Annotated in this window: 17 protein-coding genes; 6 read left to right on the top strand and 11 right to left on the bottom strand. The window is 57.9% G+C overall.

The window, feature by feature from the left end; genetic code table 11:
* Nucleotides 1-132: 132 nt before the first annotated feature.
* The 6 genes from AQS70_RS15860 to AQS70_RS15885 all read right to left on the bottom strand — a co-directional run bounded on the left by AQS70_RS15860 (nt 133) and on the right by AQS70_RS15885 (nt 6,355).
* Complete coding sequence (locus AQS70_RS15860) at nt 133-1,461, bottom strand: OprD family porin (protein ID WP_055103712.1); 1,329 nt, start codon at nt 1,459-1,461, stop codon at nt 133-135.
* 109 nt (nt 1,462-1,570) lie between these two features.
* On the bottom strand, nt 1,571-1,966 hold the full coding sequence (locus tag AQS70_RS15865) for a PPC domain-containing DNA-binding protein (RefSeq protein ID WP_055103713.1): 396 nt from the start codon (nt 1,964-1,966) through the stop codon (nt 1,571-1,573).
* On the bottom strand, nt 1,963-2,514 hold the full coding sequence (locus AQS70_RS15870) for a PPC domain-containing DNA-binding protein (protein ID WP_055103714.1): 552 nt from the start codon (nt 2,512-2,514) through the stop codon (nt 1,963-1,965). The genes AQS70_RS15865 and AQS70_RS15870 overlap by 4 nt, the downstream gene beginning before the upstream one ends.
* Complete coding sequence (locus tag AQS70_RS15875) at nt 2,514-4,091, bottom strand: acyl-CoA synthetase (RefSeq protein WP_206542143.1); 1,578 nt, start codon at nt 4,089-4,091, stop codon at nt 2,514-2,516. Before AQS70_RS15875 ends, AQS70_RS15870 begins: the two co-directional genes overlap by 1 nt.
* Entirely contained in the window at nt 4,088-5,257 is a 1,170-nt protein-coding gene (locus AQS70_RS15880) for an acetyl-CoA acetyltransferase (protein ID WP_055103715.1), read from the bottom strand. The genes AQS70_RS15875 and AQS70_RS15880 overlap by 4 nt, the downstream gene beginning before the upstream one ends.
* Nucleotides 5,258-5,446: 189 nt before the next feature.
* Nucleotides 5,447-6,355: a LysR family transcriptional regulator gene (locus AQS70_RS15885; RefSeq protein WP_055103716.1), complete on the bottom strand. Its 909-nt coding sequence runs from the start codon at nt 6,353-6,355 to the stop codon at nt 5,447-5,449.
* A gap of 152 nt (nt 6,356-6,507) precedes the next feature.
* Between AQS70_RS15885 and AQS70_RS15890 the strand changes: the two genes are divergently transcribed.
* Together AQS70_RS15890 and AQS70_RS15895 are read left to right on the top strand one after the other, a co-directional pair.
* Nucleotides 6,508-7,578 carry a sigma-54-dependent Fis family transcriptional regulator gene (locus tag AQS70_RS15890; RefSeq protein ID WP_082428133.1) on the top strand — a complete coding sequence of 357 codons (1,071 nt, stop codon included), beginning with the start codon at nt 6,508-6,510 and terminating at the stop codon, nt 7,576-7,578.
* Nucleotides 7,579-7,658: 80 nt separating this feature from the next.
* Nucleotides 7,659-8,444, top strand: coding sequence for an SDR family NAD(P)-dependent oxidoreductase (locus tag AQS70_RS15895; protein ID WP_206542144.1), 786 nt, complete (start codon nt 7,659-7,661; stop codon nt 8,442-8,444).
* Nucleotides 8,445-8,503: 59 nt separating this feature from the next.
* Here the strand turns inward: AQS70_RS15895 and AQS70_RS15900 are convergent, their stop codons facing one another.
* From AQS70_RS15900 to AQS70_RS15915, 4 genes are all read right to left on the bottom strand, one after another.
* Nucleotides 8,504-9,442, bottom strand: a complete 939-nt coding sequence (locus AQS70_RS15900) for an AEC family transporter (RefSeq protein WP_055103718.1) — start codon at nt 9,440-9,442, stop codon at nt 8,504-8,506.
* A 70-nt stretch (nt 9,443-9,512) separates the two neighbouring features.
* Complete coding sequence (locus AQS70_RS15905) at nt 9,513-10,310, bottom strand: SDR family NAD(P)-dependent oxidoreductase (protein ID WP_055103719.1); 798 nt, start codon at nt 10,308-10,310, stop codon at nt 9,513-9,515.
* A 62-nt stretch (nt 10,311-10,372) separates the two neighbouring features.
* Nucleotides 10,373-11,161 carry a phytanoyl-CoA dioxygenase family protein gene (locus tag AQS70_RS15910; RefSeq protein ID WP_055103720.1) on the bottom strand — a complete coding sequence of 263 codons (789 nt, stop codon included), beginning with the start codon at nt 11,159-11,161 and terminating at the stop codon, nt 10,373-10,375.
* Between the two features lie 26 nt (nt 11,162-11,187).
* Nucleotides 11,188-11,886: a GntR family transcriptional regulator gene (locus AQS70_RS15915; protein ID WP_055103721.1), complete on the bottom strand. Its 699-nt coding sequence runs from the start codon at nt 11,884-11,886 to the stop codon at nt 11,188-11,190.
* Nucleotides 11,887-12,045: 159 nt separating this feature from the next.
* On the opposite strand from AQS70_RS15915, the gene AQS70_RS15920 reads away from it, so the two are divergent.
* The 4 genes from AQS70_RS15920 (at nt 12,046) to AQS70_RS15935 (ending at nt 15,610) form a co-directional block, all read left to right on the top strand.
* Nucleotides 12,046-12,648: a TetR/AcrR family transcriptional regulator gene (locus AQS70_RS15920; protein ID WP_055103722.1), complete on the top strand. Its 603-nt coding sequence runs from the start codon at nt 12,046-12,048 to the stop codon at nt 12,646-12,648.
* Between the two features lie 303 nt (nt 12,649-12,951).
* Nucleotides 12,952-13,641, top strand: coding sequence for a type 1 glutamine amidotransferase domain-containing protein (locus AQS70_RS15925; protein WP_055103723.1), 690 nt, complete (start codon nt 12,952-12,954; stop codon nt 13,639-13,641).
* Between the two features lie 154 nt (nt 13,642-13,795).
* Nucleotides 13,796-14,953, top strand: coding sequence for an alkene reductase (locus tag AQS70_RS15930; protein ID WP_055103724.1), 1,158 nt, complete (start codon nt 13,796-13,798; stop codon nt 14,951-14,953).
* 369 nt (nt 14,954-15,322) lie between these two features.
* Nucleotides 15,323-15,610, top strand: a complete 288-nt coding sequence (locus AQS70_RS15935) for a hypothetical protein (RefSeq protein ID WP_055103725.1) — start codon at nt 15,323-15,325, stop codon at nt 15,608-15,610.
* A 26-nt stretch (nt 15,611-15,636) separates the two neighbouring features.
* On the opposite strand, the gene AQS70_RS15940 is transcribed toward AQS70_RS15935, so the two are convergent.
* Nucleotides 15,637-16,091: response regulator (locus AQS70_RS15940; RefSeq protein WP_156355178.1), on the bottom strand; the 455-nt coding region annotated here is incomplete at its 5' end.

Genomic DNA, 16,091 nt, shown 5'->3' on the forward strand with positions numbered 1-16,091 from the left:
TGGGGCGGGAGATGTAACAGGTGTCTCCTTGAACTGTCTCGCTAACCAGCCAGCAAGTGACACCTGTCATGAACACATCAACGTTAAACAACGTCGACACAACAAGGGGCTCTAACCGCGAGCCCCTCTCGATTAGAACAAGGCCAAGGTGTAATTGACGGATATCCGGTTTTGATCTTGGGCGTATTCGCTTGGCACGCCGCTGCGCATCATGCCGTTACGCCAGCTGAACCCAACACCTTTGAACGTGCCGCTTTGCACCACGTAATCCAGCGCAAAATCGCGCTCCCACTCCTTCTCATCTGCGCCAGTTGCCATGCGGATATTAGTGCCTTTGAGGTAGGTCACGGAGGCCGTTAGCCCCGGCACCCCAAGCCCAGCGAAGTTGTAGCCGTACTGGCCGAATACCGTACGTTCGCCGGCACGGGTGAAGCTGGTGATCAGGCGATCGGTGAACAGGTAAATACTGCTGCCTGCGGCGCCCTCGTTGATATTGCCTTGGTTGGCCTGCACGAAGTTGCCGCTGTCAGACACGCGCTGATAACCCAACAGGAAGGAGTTACCCCCGAGGGCGTAGGTAAACATCGCGCTCCACGTGTCGTTATCAATTTTGCCTGCGGTGTCACCCACACCGCCGACGCGATAACCGGCTGCGCGACCCGAGGCGGAGTCGTTGCGGCCTGAAGCATCCGTTTTGAAGTAGCGCAGATCGGTGGTCAGCGACTGCCCCTCACCCAACGGCAGCACATGCACCAGCCCGCCGAAATGCTGCACGTAGTAGTCCTGCAACTGGGCGGCGTAGTACTGCAACGTGAGGTCTTTGGTCAGCTTGTAGTCGGCACCTGCAAACAGGAACTCGTTGCTTTGCCGGGTGCCGCCAGACACCGCGAGCCCCGTGCGGTTGGTTGACCCGCGGCCGGTAGCGTGTTCAAGACGACCGCCAACCAGCGTCAAGTTGTCCACTTCTTTGGAGGTAATCATGCCGCCTTCGAAGGTTTGCGGCAGCACTCGACCATCGTTGGCCACTAAGATCGGCAGTTTGGGCTGGAGGGTGCCGTAGCGGGCTTCGGTCTTGGAAAAGCGCATTTTCCCGGTCACTCCTAAGCGACTCCAGTCATCTACCGCGCCGCCATCGCTGTCATCAGGAATCATCGAGCTACCGCGATGATTGCCTTTGCCGCCATCCAGACGAATGCCCTGCAAGCCCAGCACGTCTAAACCAAAGCCAACAGTGCCCTCAGTGAAGCCGGACTTGTAGTCGAGGAAGAAGCCTTGCGCCCATTCAGCCGTCTTGCTTTGCCCGGCGGGCCCGGGACGGTCACGGTAGTCATTGTTGAAGTAGTAGTTGCGAAAACCCAAGGTGGCCTTGCTGTCCTTTACAAAGTCCGCGTACGCCAGGGGTGATACAGCGACTGCGGTGGTGGCGAGCATAGACAGTTTTACGAAAGGATTTATTTTCATTGTTATTTTCCTGATTGGCAGAGCATTGCGAACGAAAAGCCACAGACACAGGACGGCCATACAACACTGGGTATGCGGTTTCGACTTTCTTGTTATACGTTGCAAGGGTTCAGTCGGGTAACCACTCCTGAAGGGTTAACTCGACCGTAATAAAGGTGAGGTTGTTGCCGCGCTCCAGACGACCGGCATAGAGCTTGCCGTCCGCATCGGCCAGCACAGCCTGTAGGCGACTTTCACCGCTAAGAATTTCGCCGCTGATGCTGAGGATTTCAACACCCGGGCCTTCAATCTGGAGCTTGATCAGACCTTCACGGCCTTGGTAGCTGAGCTGACCATCAATCAAGCTGCCCAAACCGCCGCGCACCACAGCCAACTGGATGCCGTGTTCTTTGCACAGGGCTTCTGCACTGTCGATGATGTCTTCATTGGGCTTGAGACGGGCGATGACCAGACGGCCTAGTCGTCCGGCCTGGACGTGTGATTCTTGAGCGACAGCGACGTTCATGACACCTCCTGGAACACAGGATGAAGCAGGTTGAAATGGGTTTCAGCGTCAGGCTGTACTTGATAAGCCACGTGATTGAACAGGCAAAGGCTGATCGTCATGGGTTCGTTACCCACAATGAGTGTGTCCAGTACCAGATGCCCGCCGTGCTGCTCGCCATCACTGTCTAAAAACCCGGCGTGGCCGTGCAGTAACGGAGCGCCTTGGGCATCGCGCCCCACGGTAATGGCGCCGCTGATAAAGGTGACATGGCCGTCAAGAATCACCGGCTGGCCGTAGTCGTAGGGCCGCTCCGGCTTGTTGGTTGAGATCATCCGGTGATAGCTCAAGTACGCGGCGTTACCACACACAATGCGCCCCACCGCACTGGCAAAGCGTCGACCTTCAAGCACCTTGAGCAAGCTGGCGCCGACGTTGCTGCCCAAGGGCAGGACGATGCGAATTTCTTCGCCGCCGGGCACTTCTAGGTCGAGCAATCGCGGGGTCAAAGACGGGCCACCATGAATAAATGTCCGCACCCCGCTACGCTCGGCAAAATGAGCATTCATCAGGCGACCTCCTGCCGTTCTTCGAGCAGCGCACGGATCTGCTTCTTGACGATTTTCCCGTAGCCGGACTTGGGCATTTCGTCCCAGCGGACAAAGCGTTTGGGCCATTTGTAGCGTGCGATACGTGGCTCTAGGTAAGCCAGCAGTTGTTCGTCGGTGACCTCGGCGGTGGTGACGATCACGGCATAACCGGACTCCCCCCACTTGGCGTCTGGCATGCCCAGCACCGCCGCTTCAGTTACCGCCGGATGGCTGAGCAAGGCTTCTTCGATCTCCCTTGGATAGACGTTGGAGCCGCCGGAAATGTACATGTCCGAAGCCCGACCGGTGATGAACAAATAGCCTTGCTCATCCACGTGGCCGAGGTCACCGGTGTGGAACCAGCCAAATTTGAAACAGCTTTCGTTGGCCTTCGGGTTGTTGTAATAACCGCTGAATACCGCTGGCCCGCGCACGCAAATTTCACCGTCAACGCCGGTGTCCATCTCGTTGCCCGCTTCATCAAGAATCGCCACTTGCATGCCGGTTCGCGGGTAGCCGCAACTGCCTACCTTCGCGTTGGGCGAGTCTTCACTGTCATGGCAGTCGGCGGGTAGCACGGTGATGTTGCCGGTCACCTCGCCCAAACCGTAGTACTGCACCAAGACCTTGCCCAGCTTGTTCAGGGCATGCCGTTGATCGGCGCGGTACATCGGCGCGCACGCGGAGATCACGTGTCGCAGGCTGCTGTGATCGTAGCGATCGACGGCATCGCTTTCGGTCAGCATCTTGACGATGGTTGGCACGGTGAACAGGTTGTCCACGCGGTACTCCTGCACCAAACGCCACGCCTCATCGCAATCGAGCTTGTCGCTGGCCGGCAGCACGCAAGCGGCCCCTCGGGCGGCGTTGATCAGCGCATGAATACCCGCGCCGTGGGACAACGGCGCGAGTACCAGCGAGCGTGAATGCTGGTTCAAACTGGGCATCAGGTCGGCGATGTGGTTGTTAATCACGAACGCCATTTGCCCGTGGGTCAGCACACCGGCTTTGGGGTGGCCGGTGGTGCCTGAGGTGTAGAAGAACCACAGCGGGTCGTGGTACGTCACGTCGGCGGCACGGAAGGTTGCGTAGGCCGCACGCCCCTCATCGAGTAATTGCTCGTAACTCAGCTCACCCTTGCGCGGTTGGCCAATGGCAATCACCGTTTTCAGGCTGGGCGATGCGTCGCGCACAGCGTCCACGTAATGTTCAAGATCTTCGTCGTAAAGCATTGCCACGGCGCCACTGGAGCTGCCTAAGTAGGCCGCCTCCACCGGAGTGATCCGCACATTGGTCGGGACCCACACAGCGCCAAGACGAAACGCCACCCAGGCACTTTCAAACAGCGGCAAATTATTGCGCGAATGCACCAGCAGTTTGTCGCCCTTACCGATCCCGCGCTCACGCAAGGCGGCAGCGACGCTGTCGACCCGCATGGAGATTTCTTTCCAAGAGTACTCACGTCCACTGCGAATAAAACCGGGCGCATCCGGGTAGCGCCGGGCGATCTGGTTGAGTATTTCCCCCAGGTTCATGACGTTATCAATGCCCTTCATTGCACGGCCTCCAAGATGCTCACGTAGTTGGTCACCGCCGCGCCGCCCATGTTGAAGACCCCAGCGCGATCCGCCTTAGGCAGTTGCATGTCACCCGCTTGGCCAGAGAGCTGCATGGCGGCCATGACGTGCATCGACACCCCGGTGGCACCGATAGGATGGCCCTTGGATTTAAGGCCGCCAGACGGGTTGACCGGCAGTCGACCGTCTTTACGACTGATGCCCTCAGCGATAACACGGGCACCTTGGCCACGCTCGGCCAAGCCCATGGCTTCGTATTCCATCAATTCAGCGACAGTGAAGCAGTCGTGGGTTTCGACCAGCGAAAGATCGTCCAGGCTCAGCCCTGCGGTGTGCAGCGCTTGCTGCCAGGCACGGGCGGCAGCCTCAAAGTACGTCGGGTCGCGCTTGGACAGCGGCATGTAGTCGTTGACTTGCACAGCAGAACGAAAGCGCACAGCTTGACCGCGACCGCCCACCAGATCCTCGCGACTGATCACCAGAGCGGCCGAACCATCGGTGATCAGCGAGCAATCGGTACGTTTCAGTGGCCCAGCCACAAAAGGGTTTTTATCGGAGGGATGACGGCAGAAGTCATAGCCGAAATCTCGACGCATGTGCGCGTAAGGATTCAGCACGCCGTTGGCGTGGTTCTTCGCGGCGATCATCGCCAGCGCGTCGGACTGGTCGCCATAACGGTCAAAGTAGCTCTGTGCAATGTTGCCAAAAACGCCCGCAAAGCCGCCCTCGATGCTGGCTTCTTCTTTGGCGTAACAGCACTTGAGCAGGATCTTGCCGACCTCGGCAGTGGGCAGCGTGTTCATCTTTTCAAAGCCCACTACCAGAGCATGTTTACTCTGGCCGCTGAGCACCGCTTGAAGCGCCGAGTGAATCGCCGCGGAGCCCGTAGAGCAAGCGTTTTCGACACGAACTGAAGGCGTAAAGCGCAACTGCGGAATGTGGTTGGCCAGTAGCGCAGAAGGAAAGTCTTGATACAAAAAGCCTGCGTTGAAATGGCCCACGTGAACAGAGTCGATCTGCTCCGGCGCAATATCAGCGTGTGCCAGCGCGCCCAGCGCGGCCTCGGCCATCATCAATTCAGGGTCGAGTTGGTCGAACTTGCCGAATGGCGAGTGATACCAGCCAGTGATAACAGGCGATCGCATAAGGTGTTCCTTGCGTTATTTTGTTTGCAAGGTCGATAGCAAGAGCGGTGCCAACGCTCCGCCAGGCTGGCGCGGGCCTTATGCAGTAAGGGCTGCAAGAAATTACAGAGGCTCAGGCAACTGTCGCCTAAGCCTAAGAGGGAGACACTCTGGGAGACAGTTGTCACGTCAGTGCTGTCATACCTACGTTCAACTCTGCACTTCGTCGCGAGACACCAACGCACAGGATTCGCGGGCGCTTTCGATGAATGTCTCGATGCAGGGGTTGTGGTTATCGGCCTTCCACACCGCCACCACTTCAATCACCGGCGCTGCGCGCAAAGGTTTAAATGTGGTGGTGGTCAGGCGCATGTTGCGCATCGAACGCGGCACAATCGCAATCCCCAAGCCTTCACCCACCAAGTTGACGATGGTTTGCTGCATATTGATTTCCAACCCGATGTTCGGCGTGACCCCGAACTGCAAACAATAGTTGTAGATCATGTCGTGGAGCGCCGGGGCGATTCGCCTTGGCACGATGATGAAGGTTTCCTCTGCCAGCTCGCAGGGGTCGATGACGGCGTGCTCAAGGAGCCTGTGACCTGGCGGCAGTACGACGGTCATTTCTTCCCGGTAAAGGGTCACCGATTCAAGCCCGGTGCAGTCCTGAGGGCGATACATGATCGCTACGTCTTTGTTGCCGCTGCTGATGTCTTCAGCCAAATCGAGCGGTAACGTCTCGGTCAGCTTGAGGCTCACCTGCGGAAACTGCGCCGCGTAGCGGCGGGTTATTGCCGGGGTAACGCTGTACGCCGTTGACATCATGAACCCCACTGAAAGCTCGCCCGCCGTACCCCGCGCCGCCGCTAACGCGTTGCGTTTGGCCTGTTCGAACGCCGCTAACACGGTGGCGGTGTCCAAGTAAAAACGCTGGCCCGCCTCTGTCAGCACGACCCGTCGACTCGAACGATCAAACAGCTTCACGCCGAGTTCTTCCTCCAATACAGCGATCTGCCGTGACAGGGGCGGCTGCGAAATATGCAGGCGCTCAGCGGCGCGACCGAAGTGCAATGTTTCAGCGAGCGTGCGGAAGTAATGCAAGTGGCGGAGCTCGATCATGATGCTCTCAAAGGTATCAATGGATGATTAATTATGGATTGGAAAATATGAGTTCGCCTCGTTATTGTCATTTAACGCCATATCGACGGCTGTATCACAAGTGCGGTCAGTCGACATAGTCACGAGCTATACAATAATAAAAGGTGACGCTGATGCCTTCCGTACACGAAAAATCTTCGTTTACTCAAGACCGTACACAGGCTGTCTATCCTGAGTGCGACATTGCCCACGATTCTGACCCACAAGTGCGACAAGCTTTTCGTCGTGCATTGCTGCTGATGGAACGGGGTATTGCCGTACTGATCCAGGGAGAAACAGGGACGGGCAAAGAAGTGCTAGCCCGTGCATTGCACGAACACAGCCGGCGTCATGCCGCGCCGATGGTTGCCCTCAATTGCGCATCAATCCCCGAAACCCTGATCGAAAGCGAACTGTTCGGTTATTCCCGCGGCGCGTTTTCTGGCGCACTGCCGGGCGGTAAAAAGGGCAAAGTAGCGCAGGCAGACGGCGGCACCTTATTCCTCGATGAAATCGGCGATATGCCCTTCGAACAGCAAACTCGCCTGCTACGTGTCATTGCCGAGCGCGAGATCACCCCGCTAGGTGCCGAACGCAGTGTGCCGGTGAATTTCGCGCTGATCTGTGCAACTCACCAGTCCCTCACGCATCTGGTAGAAAACGGCAGCTTTCGCGAAGATCTTTTTTATCGTATTTCCACCGGGGTGGTGCAGTTGCCGCCACTGCGCGAACGCACTGACCGTGCCGAACTTGTGTGCGCCATGGTCGCCACTGAATTGCCCGGTTGTGATCCGCGCCAAGTGATCGCTGCCGATGTCTGGCCGCTCCTGCTCGGCCATTCATGGCCAGGCAACTTGCGGCAGATGCGGGCGGTCATTCGCTACGCCTGTGCGGTTAAAGAAGGTGCGCAAATCCAGCGGTGTGACTTGCCCGCAGATTTCTTGGCTCAAGTGCGCAGCCAGCCTTCGCAGCCCGCCCGCAGCAACGTGCAAAACGTCACCCCGATCCGCCAGAGCAAACCTACCGCGGCCCCCGTGGGTGAACGCGAGGACGTACTCGGCGTGCTGACCGACTGCCGCTGGAACATGACCGCCGCAGCCCGTGCGCTGGGCATCTGCCGCCCCTCGCTGTACCGCGTACTGCGACGGCTAGACATCGCGCCCCTTAAGAACCAGTTGGCGCTGGGCACCTACGCGCCTTCCTGACGGTTTCAACACTTCTAATAAAAAAACGGCCTTTCCCGATGATCGGGAGGGCCGACCTGTGTCCGGATCAAGGGTTAACGATGATGAATGCCTCAGCCAATTTTGCTCCTATCAGTTTTTCTCTCGAGGGCCGTACGGCATTGGTGACCGGGTCGGCACGCGGCATCGGCTATGCCATCGCCGTCGCGTTGGGCCAGTCCGGCGCCCGGGTCGCGATCTGCGACTTGGATCACGCCGCCGCAGAGCGCGCAGCCGCACAGTTAGGAGAGTTGGGCATCCAAGCCATGGGGTGGGGGGTGGATGTGGCCGATGAGCAACAAGTGGATGCCGTGGTCAGCCAAGTTGAGCGCGCGCTAGGGGGCATCGACATTCTGGTGAACAATGCTGGCATCGTCTCTACCGCGCCGCTTCTGCAGGTGAGTGCGGCCGAGTGGAAGCGGGTCATGGCCATCGACCTGAACAGCGTTTTCTACTGCGCCAAGGCCGTCTTACCCGGCATGATGGCCCGTCGCTCAGGGCGGATCATCAACATCGCTTCGGTCGCTGGCAAACGCGGCGGCGGTCTGTTGGGCAACAGTTGCTATGCGGCCGCCAAAGGCGGGGTGATTGCATTGACCAAGGGCCTGGCACGTGAAGCGGGGCCATTTAACATCACCGCCAATGCGGTTTCCCCGGCGCTGACCGACACCGACATGACCAGCACCCTGAGCGCCGAAGCGCGGGCGCGGGTGTTAGGAGATATGCCGCTGGGCCGTGCTGGAACACCGCGAGACATCGCCGCCGCAGTGTGTTTTCTGGCATCGGATGCAGCCAGCTTCGTCACCGGAGAAATCATGGATGTGGACGGTGGATTCATGCGCGACTAAGCCCATCCGCTGTTAGGTCGCACTCGCCACAGGCTTATCAAACCCTGTGGCGAGGTCCTTTATTGATGAGGAATCCACGCCAAAATAATCGACACCGTGAGCAGCGAACATAAGGTCGAAATCAGGATGGTGCGCGACATGGTGCTCGCCTCCCGACCAAACAGCTCCGCCAGCATAAAGGGGCCGTTGCCCACCGGTAATGCACTGAGCAGCAACGCCGACCACGCCCACATGGGCGGCAAATTGAAGACCCAAAACACCAAAACTCCGGTCACCGCTGGCTGTACCAGCAACTTCATGATGACGAGCATGCTCAAGGTCTGGCCGTTGACTTGGTGCGAATGGCTGGCGGCCAGGAATAAACCGATAGAGACCAGCGCGCACGGCCCTGCGGCGGCACCCAGAAACTGGAACAATTGCTGCACCCCGGTGGGCAGCTCCGTCCCGCTCCACGCCACCAAGCAACCCAGTATCGGAGCCACCATGATTGGATTGCGCAGCAATGAGCGACCGACCTTGGCGAGCGTTCGACCCAAATGCTTTTCGCTCTGGCGAAACATCTCGATCATCGTAATGGCAATCGCAAACAGCAGGCACGCGGTCATCAACGTACCGATCACGGCGGGCGCAATCCCCGCCTCACCAAACGTCAGCAAACACAGCGGAATGCCCAAGAAGCCGGAGTTGGGATAGGCGGCGCCCAAGGCATCAATGGTGGCGTCAATAAAGTGCGCCTTTTTGCGCAGCCGCAGCCACAGCGTCAGTAAGAACACCACGGCCATGCCCAAGGCGAAAGCGGCGACGAACTGCAAGTTGAGTGCCTGCACCGAAGCCAATCTGGACATTGACTCAAACAACAGCGCGGGCAACCCCAAATAAATCACGAAACGGTTGAGTTCGGTGGACGCATTCGGGCCAAGAATGCCGCGGCGGCGGCAAAAGAAGCCGATAAAAATCAGGCTGAAGACGGGAAAGGCAACATTAAAGATGGCGAGCATCGACGCACGGGTCCTTACTGCCGTGGCGAACCACGGCAGATTCAGCAGAGATTAGCGGGTGTGTCCGGATTCAGGCGCAGCGTAAGGTCAGACCGCCATCGACCACCAAGTTGGTGCCGGTGATGTAGCGCGCCGCATCAGAGGCCAAAAACAACGCGGCATGCGCCACATCCCAAGCATCGCCCATAAACCCCATGGGGCATTGCGCGTGTCGGGTATCGAGCATGGCTTGCACGTCGCCGCCGTAGGCTTTGCTCAGTGACGCGCTGACCATCGGCGTGTTCATAAAGCCGGGGGACACGCAGTTGGCCCGAATCCCCAGCGGGGCGTACTGAACCGCTATGTTTTGGGTAAAGGCAATCATCGCCGCCTTGGTCGCCGAATAGCCGACATAGGGAAACCCCAGCCAGTGGCTTGCGGCAATCGAAGCAATGTTGACGATGGCACCTCGCTTCTGAGCCTCCATCACTGGCAGAGCGTACTTGCAGGTTAGAAACACGCTGGTCTGGTTGACGGCCAGCAAACGGTTCCAGCTTTCTTCGCTGGCCTCTACCGGGCCGCCGGTTTCGGCTATCCCCACGTTGTTGTGCAGCACGTCCAGACGACCAAAGTGGTCTTGGGCGGCTTCAACCATACGGCGCATGTCGGCTGCGTTGGACACGTCGCCCGTAAACACTTCGCACGTGCCCCCTTCTTCACGAATGATGGCGCTCGTCGCCTCGGCCGATTGCGCGTCACAGTCCACCGCCAGTAGCTTCGCGCCTGCACGCGCATACAACACCGCCGCCGCCCGACCGTTACTCCAGCCCTCGGCGATGGCCCCCGCACCCGTGACGATTACAACTTTGTCGCGCATGGAATCGTTCATCGTTGTTGTCCTTATTGATGGCGATGTTTCCCCGCCGAGCACCGCCCGACGAGGCGTGGGATTCAGGCGACGGCTTGATGAAACTCGTCGAGGCAGGTGTCGTCCAGGGTGTGGATCGGGGTGAAATCGCGGTGTGCGATATAGTCCGGGCGTTGGAACTTACGGATGGCGTTCTCCACCGAGTTGGTGGTGACGTATAGCGTGTTGCGATCCCAAGGTGACAGGTTAGGCGACGAGGCATGCACCAGCGTGCTCTGGAAAATCAACACCGTACCGGCGACGCCTTTGGGCGCCACAATTCCGCCCTGCTCAACCAACTCGGCCACCTTGGCATTGTCCAGCGTCCATAAGGGATAACTGGTGGTCGTCAGGTCGTGACTGGCGTCTAAGCGACCCTCCTTGTGCGAGCGCGGGATGAACATCAGCGGGCCGTTGAACTCGTTGACGTCATCGAGGAAGATCGCGATGTTCATTGCCCGCGCTTCGGGCATTCCATCATCTTGGTGCCACGTGCCAAAGTCCTGATGCCATTGCCAGACATCGCCATTGAACGCCGCTTTGGCATTGATCTTGAACTGGTGCATATACACCTCGCTGTTCAACAATTGCCGCGCCGGTTCGATCAAACGTGGATGGCTGGCCACCCTCGCAAAGACTTCGTCGAAGGTATGAGCAGCAAACACGGTGCGCACCACGCCGCTTTTCTCTTTGATTACTTCGTCACGACTCATCTGATACAGCGCCGGGAGACGGGACTTCATCAACCTCGCCTCTTGTTGGGAAAACAGGCTGGGTAATACGATGTAGCCTTCTTCGTCATAAGCTTTGATTTGTTCTTGTGTCAGCTTCATGAGTGTCTCCTGGGGAGGTGTGCAGGTCAGGCCTGCTTGAGTTTTGTTGCGTGTTCCGAGTCCTCTAGAATCCGCGCCAAATGTTCAGCGGCGCTTTCGGCGTGCTGCTGGGCAAGCCGCCCTGCCAATGCTTCATCGCCATTAAAAATGGCCGACAAGATGGCTTGGTGTTCATCCCATACACCTGCAAACGTGCGCACATCGTTTTGAAGAATTGAGCTCATCGTGCGGCGGATGTGGTGCCAGTGCAGGGCGGTGGTCTGAGCGATAACCGGGTTGCCAGACATTTCGTAGATGAACTGATGAAACGTCATGTCGAGTTGCACCAGCGTGCGGGTGTCATTGGACAGGGCAGCCGCCCGGCCTTGACTGAGCAGATCGTCAGCGGTGGACTGGAAATGCCCCCCGCCGTTTTGCCGGATCAACCGTGCCGCGTTACGTGCCGCAAGTGCATCCAGCGCGGCACGCACTTGGTACAGCTGCACCAGTTTTTGCGGGTCGAGAGGCGTCACGATCACGCCTTTACGGCCATGCTCCTCAATAAAGCCTTCGCGTTTGAGAATCTGAAAAGCCTGCAAGATCGGCTGACGCGAGACACCCAGTTGAGCGGCCAGCCCCTCTTGCGTGACACGCTCATTGGGCTGCAACGTGCCCTCGCAAATAGCATCCAAGATGGCGTCGTAAACCTGCTCGATCAATTGCGCTGGTGTGTTGAGCTTTTGCATGATGCCGTTCCGTTTTCGTATTCTGTATACAGACTACAAACATGCTGTTGGGCTGTCAACGCACTCGCTCACTCATCAATAATCGTGTGGAGAGTCATCACGCCCAGACTTAACCGCCCCTAGTAGACCGATCGACTAGCAACGACTAACATGTCGCCCATGAACACTCCCAAGACCCGTGAAACATCCGACGTCCGCCAAGGAATCCTTGATGTAGGCCAACGCATAATGGCCGCTAAAGGGTATTCCGCCGTGGGCCTAAACGAGATCCTGGCCACCGCCGGTGTGCCCAAAGGATCGTTCTATCATTACTTCGGCTCCAAAGACGCGTTTGGCGAGGCGCTGCTCGAAAGCTATTTCGAGTCGTACCTCAACGATATTGATCAGATGCTCGCCCAGCCCAACACGACGATGGCGCAGCGACTGCTGAACTACTTTCATACGTGGCGAGACACCCAGTCCTTTGAGAATTGCCAAGGCAAGTGCTTGGCGGTGAAGTTAGGTGTGGAAGTGGCCGATCTATCCGAAGCCATGCGTGCCGTGCTCAAGCGGGGTACGTCGGGGATTATTGACCGTCTCGCCCACGGCATTGAAGCCGGTGTGGCAGAGGGTTCGCTGGCGATCACCGGGCGGCCTCACGACGTTGCGCAGAGCCTCTACCAATTGTGGGTCGGCGCCAGCGTCATGGTGAAGATCACCAAAAGCCTCCAACCCTTCGAGACGGCGTTGACCACGACCCGCCAACTACTCAACCTGCCCTGACGCTTAGCCGGAGCGGTGCATCGCCTTTAGTGGCCATGCACCGTCATGTGGAAAAACTAAAATAAGCACTAGACGACTGGTCTATTCAACTGTACTGTAGCCACACATTCACCGGCCCGGCATCAGAAACACAGCCCTGTCGCAGGCTATTTAGCAGCGCTGATCTATCCTCAGTGCGATGCGGACTTCCTCACAGAGGCCGACTAAGTATTTAATGCTGAACCCCAACTAGACGACCAGTCTAATTAAACCATTCAAGTGCCGTTATGCAACGACGCGAAAACTGAAAACAGGATGCTCAACATGAAAATTCTTATGGTACTGACCTCCCACGACACACTGGGCAACACCGGCCGTAAAACCGGTTTCTGGTTGGAAGAGTTGGCAGCGCCCTACTACACCTTTCTAGCGGCCAATGCAGAAATCGTCTTGGCCTCACCCCAAGGCGGTCAGCCTCCACTCGACCCGAAAAGCAACGAGCCGACGTTCCAGACCGAACTGACTCAGCGCTTCGAAAACGATAACGCAGCGACCGCCCAACTCGCCAACACACTGCGACTGGACAGCGTCTCATCCGCTGACTTCGACGCCGTGTTCTACCCAGGTGGCCACGGCCCACTGTGGGACTTGGCTGAAGACCCACAGTCGATCCAACTGATCGAGGCATTCTTGGCGGCCGGCAAACCGACAGCCCTGGTGTGCCACGCACCCGGCGTGCTTCGCCATGTGAAAAAAGCAGACGGCACGCCGCTGGTCGCCGGTAAAAAAGTCACCGGTTTCACCAACTCCGAGGAAGAAGCGGTCGGCCTGACCGACGTGGTGCCATTCTTGGTTGAAGACATGCTGATCGCCAACGGCGGTGTGTACTCCAAGGGCGCTGACTGGTCCTCTTACGTTGTCAGCGACGGTCTGCTGATTACTGGCCAGAATCCAGGGTCTTCCACCGAAACCGCCCAAGTTCTGCTCGACAAGCTGAAATCACTCAACGCCTAAGCCCCCCCCTCACAAGGGAGACGCACACACGTCTCCCTCCGCTCTGCCCAGCCGCTCAACACCGTGACAACGCTCACCTGGCACACAGCCCTGTCGCCAGTTGGCTGAAGCACGCCCCAGATTCAAGCCGACTGACGCAAAAAGGAATCGAATCATGCAGCACAGCGCTCTGTTTAAACCGACTACGCTCGGCCCCCTGACACTGAAAAACCGCATCACCCTGCCGCCCCTGACGCGCCAGCGCAGCGGCCAGCCCGGCGATGTGCCAACGGCCCTGATGGCCACCTATTACCAGCAACGCGCCGGCGCCGGTTTGGTCATCACCGAAGGCACCCAAATTGAGCCACGCGGCAAGGGCTATGCGTGGACGCCGGGGATCTACAGCCCAGCGCAGATCGACGGCTGGCGCACCGTCACCGACGCGGTCCATGCAGAAGGTGGGGTGATTTTTGCTCAGCTGTGGCACGTTGGCCGGGTTTCTCACACGCAACTGCAACCGGACAATGCGGCACCGGTCGCGCCTTCGGCGATCCAGGCCGAGAAGGTCAAAGCCTTTATCGAAACAGGCACGGGCACCGGCACGTTGGTCGAGCCTTCGCTCCCACGGGAGCTGAGTGGTACTGAAGTCAAAGCGCTGGTCGAGCTTTATGCCCAGGCGGCACGCAATGCACTCAGCGCCGGTTTTGACGGCGTTGAGATCCACTCGGCCAATGGCTATTTGGTCAACCAGTTCATTTCCGCTCACACCAACCAACGCACCGATGAATACGGCGGCTCGCTGCACAACCGACTACGCTTTCTGCGCGAAGTCGTGCACGCCGTTAGCGCCGTGGTTGGGCCTGACCGCGTGGGTGTGCGCTTCTCGCCGCTGTTCACCAGCACCGATGAAGACCGCGTTTACATTGGCTTGGTCGAAGATGATCCGCATCACACCTACATCGAGGCCATTAAGGTGCTGGAGAGCGCCGGTATTGCATACCTGTCGATTGCCGAAGCCGACTGGCCGAACGCCCCAGACCTGCCTGAAACGTTTCGCCGCGAAGTCAGAGATACCTTCAGCGGGCGCATTCTGTATGCCGGTCTGTACACCGCCGAGCGCGGCGCGCGCCTTGTGGACGCGGGCCTGGCCGATTTGATCGCATTCGGTCGGCCTTTCATCGCCAACCCCGATCTGCCTCAACGTATTGCCAATGGCTGGCCGCTGAATGCCCTGAACCCCGCCAACCTGTATGGCGGCGGCGAACAAGGCTTCACCGACTACCCGCGGTACTCCTCCTGCGAATTTGACGTAAAGAAAAAGGTGCTGTCATGAGCCAAGGTATTGAAGGAAAAGTCGTGTTTATAACCTGCGCGCAAAGCACTTATGCACCTAGCCTTGTTTGATCGCGCAACAGATCTAAACCAATAACCCGCACAAGGCGTCGAACATAACGAGTGCAACTTACTAGAGTGGCTAATAGCCATTAGCTCGTTCGCCCTAATTGTTACTTGCCGCGTTCAACTCTAGTATTTTCCAACCTTAAAACCGCCACGGCTAAAGCGTATTAACGCGGTGCGGCCCGTTAACTATTGAAATGCTTTGCACATCGGCTAACAGGTTTTTACCTGCGATGCGCAGTGCCGTAAATAAGACCGGCACTGCTGGGACTATTAAAAATAATCACCCTGTTAAGAGGTTTGTATGAAGTCGTTTAACACCCTGATAGCGCTCACGATAATGGGCACATTGGCAATCGGCCTAAGCGGATGCCAAGTGATCAAACCGGCTGAAAGTGATCTTAAAGAAAAAGCCGAAACCCAGCTCGGTAACCCCGTTACCGAGATCACAAACATACGCAGCGACTTCAACACCACCTACTTCACCGCTAAAACCGCCAGCGGCTCATACGCGTGCCAACTGCCCAGCGGCCCGATGGTTGCTCTCGGCTCCATGGGCATGGGCTTAGGCGCCCAATGCACCAAACAATAATCACGCGGGCCTATTAGCTAGGCCGATTAAGGCTGGCTCAGTGCGCGTAATGTAGCGCGCAACTCCACCGGGCGGACGGGTTTGGACAAAAGGGCTATTTGACGCTCTTTTAACTGCGCCTGAATCATCTCTGCATCATGCCCGCTGAGTATTAACGCAGGTATCGTCCCCCCCCGTTGCTGGCGTAATTGCTCTATACATTCGATGCCCGTTGCAGAGCTGCCCAAATCATAGTCTGCGATGATGACGTCACAATCACTGGTCAAGTTCAGCCCCGACAACTGCGCCTGCACCTTACACCCCCAGCGCTCCAGCAGCGCCTGAGTGGCGAGTGAAACGTTTTGATCATCTTCAATCAGGCAGACTTTTAAGCCCGTGAGCATGCCTGTCTGATGCGCGTCGTTCTGAAGGGTAGGGTTATTAGGCGGTAGAGCCCGAGCAACACGGTATAAGCGCACTGACGTTCCATGACCTAACCGCG

Origin of the sequence: Pseudomonas endophytica (genome assembly GCF_001411475.1) — a bacterium.
GTDB lineage: Bacteria > Pseudomonadota > Gammaproteobacteria > Pseudomonadales > Pseudomonadaceae > Aquipseudomonas > Aquipseudomonas endophytica.

Excerpts from the sequence above, each read along its gene's own strand:
- AQS70_RS15925 (WP_055103723.1), top strand. The coding sequence starts at position 12,952 with ATGAAAATTCTTATGGTACTGACCTCCCACGACACACTGGGCAACACC.
- AQS70_RS15905 (WP_055103719.1), bottom strand. The coding sequence starts at position 10,310 with ATGAACGATTCCATGCGCGACAAAGTTGTAATCGTCACGGGTGCGGGG.
- AQS70_RS15915 (WP_055103721.1), bottom strand. The coding sequence starts at position 11,886 with ATGCAAAAGCTCAACACACCAGCGCAATTGATCGAGCAGGTTTACGAC.
- AQS70_RS15920 (WP_055103722.1), top strand. The coding sequence starts at position 12,046 with ATGAACACTCCCAAGACCCGTGAAACATCCGACGTCCGCCAAGGAATC.
- AQS70_RS15935 (WP_055103725.1), top strand. The coding sequence starts at position 15,323 with ATGAAGTCGTTTAACACCCTGATAGCGCTCACGATAATGGGCACATTG.
- AQS70_RS15910 (WP_055103720.1), bottom strand. The coding sequence starts at position 11,161 with ATGAAGCTGACACAAGAACAAATCAAAGCTTATGACGAAGAAGGCTAC.
- AQS70_RS15875 (WP_206542143.1), bottom strand. The coding sequence starts at position 4,091 with ATGAAGGGCATTGATAACGTCATGAACCTGGGGGAAATACTCAACCAG.
- AQS70_RS15865 (WP_055103713.1), bottom strand. The coding sequence starts at position 1,966 with ATGAACGTCGCTGTCGCTCAAGAATCACACGTCCAGGCCGGACGACTA.
- AQS70_RS15890 (WP_082428133.1), top strand. The coding sequence starts at position 6,508 with ATGCCTTCCGTACACGAAAAATCTTCGTTTACTCAAGACCGTACACAG.
- AQS70_RS15900 (WP_055103718.1), bottom strand. The coding sequence starts at position 9,442 with ATGCTCGCCATCTTTAATGTTGCCTTTCCCGTCTTCAGCCTGATTTTT.
- AQS70_RS15885 (WP_055103716.1), bottom strand. The coding sequence starts at position 6,355 with ATGATCGAGCTCCGCCACTTGCATTACTTCCGCACGCTCGCTGAAACA.
- AQS70_RS15860 (WP_055103712.1), bottom strand. The coding sequence starts at position 1,461 with ATGAAAATAAATCCTTTCGTAAAACTGTCTATGCTCGCCACCACCGCA.
- AQS70_RS15880 (WP_055103715.1), bottom strand. The coding sequence starts at position 5,257 with ATGCGATCGCCTGTTATCACTGGCTGGTATCACTCGCCATTCGGCAAG.
- AQS70_RS15870 (WP_055103714.1), bottom strand. The coding sequence starts at position 2,514 with ATGAATGCTCATTTTGCCGAGCGTAGCGGGGTGCGGACATTTATTCAT.
- AQS70_RS15895 (WP_206542144.1), top strand. The coding sequence starts at position 7,659 with ATGATGAATGCCTCAGCCAATTTTGCTCCTATCAGTTTTTCTCTCGAG.
- AQS70_RS15930 (WP_055103724.1), top strand. The coding sequence starts at position 13,796 with ATGCAGCACAGCGCTCTGTTTAAACCGACTACGCTCGGCCCCCTGACA.